General features: G+C 73.4%; 3 protein-coding genes and 1 pseudogene. 2 read left to right on the top strand and 2 right to left on the bottom strand.

Annotated features, from left to right (window positions below; all coding sequences use genetic code 11):
- Window positions 1-545: 545 nt before the first annotated feature.
- Window positions 546-932: an FmdB family zinc ribbon protein gene (locus HMPREF3086_RS14575; protein ID WP_061229034.1), complete on the bottom strand. Its 387-nt coding sequence runs from the start codon at window positions 930-932 to the stop codon at window positions 546-548.
- Window positions 933-969: 37 nt separating this feature from the next.
- The gene (locus HMPREF3086_RS14580; protein WP_061229033.1) at window positions 970-1,596 is read right to left on the bottom strand and encodes a 5-formyltetrahydrofolate cyclo-ligase; all 627 of its coding nucleotides are present in this window, start codon (window positions 1,594-1,596) and stop codon (window positions 970-972) included.
- A gap of 65 nt (window positions 1,597-1,661) precedes the next feature.
- On the opposite strand from HMPREF3086_RS14580, the gene HMPREF3086_RS14585 reads away from it, so the two are divergent.
- Both HMPREF3086_RS14585 and HMPREF3086_RS14590 read left to right on the top strand, forming a co-directional pair.
- The gene (locus tag HMPREF3086_RS14585) at window positions 1,662-2,561 is read left to right on the top strand and encodes a UTP--glucose-1-phosphate uridylyltransferase (protein ID WP_061229032.1); all 900 of its coding nucleotides are present in this window, start codon (window positions 1,662-1,664) and stop codon (window positions 2,559-2,561) included.
- A gap of 64 nt (window positions 2,562-2,625) precedes the next feature.
- Window positions 2,626-2,918, top strand: a pseudogene (locus tag HMPREF3086_RS14590) (molybdopterin molybdenumtransferase); the annotation flags it as partial.

Genomic DNA, 2,918 nt, shown 5'->3' on the forward strand with positions numbered 1-2,918 from the left:
GACGTCGGGCGGGGGACCGGGGGTCTCCGCGGGATCGGACCGTCCGACGAACGGTGCTGCCACCACGAGCGCGGCCGCGAACGCCATCCGGGCCGTGCGTCGCCGCCGCCATCGCCCGGGCGTGGTCACCGAGGCGATGGTGCGGCGCATGGGGTCCCCCGTCGGTCGGCGCGCCCGCGGCGCGAACAGCGATGCCGCCGTCGCCCGGCGGTGTCGGTCAGACCGTAGCCGCAGGCTCCGGGCGACGGCCGCGCCGCGAGCGTCCACGCGAGAGACCTGTGGAGGCGGACGGGGGTGTGGAGAAACGCCCCGTCACGACCGTCGGGTCGGGAAGCAGCGGGGCTACGAGCCCGGGGCAGGTGGGTAGCGGACTTTTGATGCAGAACGTCGCGAACACAGCCGCCCCCGCCATGGCGTCTCGCCCTCCCCGAAGAGCGGGCGAGACGCCATGCGGGGGAGCGGCTGCGTTGCGGGTGTTCAGGCGTAGGAGCGAGGCGCCATGCCCGGGAGCGGCCGCCGGCAGGGGGAGTCGACTTCGAGGCCGGTTACGACGACGAGGACGACGACGAGCTGGACGAGCCCGAGGACGAGCCGGCACCGGCGGTCGCGCTCGAGCCCGAACCGGACCCCGATCCCGAGGACCCGGAGGGCGAGGACCCGCCGCTCGACGAGCCATTCGAGGAGCTGCCGTTCGAGGAGCCGCCCGAGGAACCGGACCCGGACGAGGCCGAGCCGGACGACCCGCCCTCGCCGGCGCCGCGGCTGTCCGTGCGGTAGAAGCCGGAGCCCTTGAAGACGACACCGACCGTGTTGAAGAGCTTGCGCAAGCCGCCGTTGCACTGCGGGCAGACCGTCAGCGAGTCCTCGTCGAAGGACTGCTGGATGTCGAAGGCGACGTCGCAGTCGCGGCACCGGTAGGAGTAGGTGGGCATCTGGCCTCCCGAGACGTATCGGATTGTGATTGGCACTCTACTCCGGCGAGTGCCAAGTTCCGAAGTCGAGAACGCCGTCCGGCGTGATCACGCCGTGTACGGGGCGGTCGTGGGCCTCGGCGGGGATGTGCTCGAGGACGTTCTCCGTGTCGGCCAGCGCGAGGAGTCGGGTGCGGGGGCCGACCAGTGCGAGCGAGCGGTCGTAGTAGCCGCCGCCCCGCCCGAGCCGCGTCCCGGAGCGGTCGACGGCCACGGCCGGCACCAGCACGAGATCGGCGTCGGCGATGCGCTCGGGTCCCTCCGGCGGTGCCGACGGCACGAGGATGCCGAACCGGCCCCGGACCAGGTCCGCCGGCCCGGCGTACGTCGCCCACTCCACCGGGCCGCGCGCCGGGGAGACGGGCAGCAGCACCCGCGCACCGCGGCGCGCCAGCTCCTCCGGCAGACCCCGTCCGCCGGCCTCGTCGTCGTCGGGCACGTACGCACAGACGACCATCCCCGCGGTGACGATCCCCGCCAGGTGGTCGAGGATCGCCCGGTCCCGCCGGACGCGCACCGGCGCGGGCACGGCAGCGCGGCGCGCGAGGACCTCCCGGCGCAACCGTGCCTTCACGGTGGCGTCGGTGGTGGGCCCCGCGCCGACGTCGGGGTCGTCCTGCGACATGAGCCACAGTCTGCCGCGCGTGGCGTCACACGTGGGTGCCGGGTACGCGGTCTAAGGTGGTCGCCATGACGTCCGACACCTCACCCGCGCCGCAGTTCCGGACCGCCGTCGTCCCGGCGGCCGGTCTCGGGACCCGGTTCCTGCCCGCCACCAAAACGGTGCCCAAGGAGCTCCTGCCCGTCGTGGACACGCCGGGGATCGAGCTCATCGCCGAGGAGGCCACCGAGGCGGGGGCCGGGCGGCTCGCGATCGTCACCTCAGAGCGGAAGGTCGGCGTGATGGCGCACTTCGCCGAGGACTCCGTCCTCGAGGACACGCTCGAGGGCCGCGGCAAGGATGTATTGCTGCACAAGGTCCAGCGCGCGCCCGGGCTCATCGAGGTGGTCGACGTCCGTCAGGACGAGCCCCTGGGGCTGGGACACGCGATCGCGCAAGTCGAGTCGGTCCTCGGCGACGAGGAGCAGGCCGTGGCCGTGCTGCTGCCGGACGACCTGGTCCTGCCGTTCGGGATCCTCGGCCGGATGAACGCCGTCCGCGCCGAGCGCGGCGGCAGCGTGCTGTGCGCGTTCGAGGTGGACCCGGACGACGTCTCCTCCTACGGCGTGTTCGAGGTGGAGGACACCGACGACCCGTCGGTGAAGAAGGTGCTCGGGATGGTCGAGAAGCCGGCCGCCGAGGACGCGCCCTCCCACCTCGCCGCGGCCGGGCGGTACGTGCTGGATCGCGCGATCTTCGACGCGCTGCGTCGGACCGAGCCGGGCGCGGGCGGGGAGATCCAGCTCACCGACGCGATCGACCTGCTCATCGGCGAGGGACACCCCGTGCACGTGGTGGTCCACGACGGTACGCGGCACGACCTGGGCAACCCGGGCGGCTACATCAAGGCCTGCGTGGACTTCGCGCTGGACAACCCGGCGTACACGGACGACCTCCGCGAGTGGCTCGCGGACAGACTGGGGTCGTAACCCCTTTTTCACTGGTGAGGCGGGCCCGCTCGCGCGGGTGACGGGTACGGGAAAGGAGCACCTGGTGCGCTCCGTCGAGGAACAGCTTGCTCTGGTGACGGCGGCCGCGGTCGCCCCGCGCCCCGTGCGCGTGGCCATCTCCGAGGCGCAGGGCCTGCTGTGTGCCGAGGAGGTCGTGGCCGAGCGCCCGCTCCCGTCGTTCGACCAGGCCGCGATCGACGGCTATGCGGTGCGCAGCGTCGACGTCCGGCCCGACGGCCCCGGCGACCGGGGCGGTGACGCGCCGGACGGCCCCGTGGCCCTGCCCTTGGTCGGCCAGATCACCGCCGGCTCCCGCCAGCCCATCCGGCTGCAGCC

The sequence above is a fragment of the Dietzia sp. HMSC21D01 genome, from assembly GCF_001815995.1.
Lineage (GTDB): Bacteria > Actinomycetota > Actinomycetes > Mycobacteriales > Mycobacteriaceae > Dietzia > Dietzia cinnamea.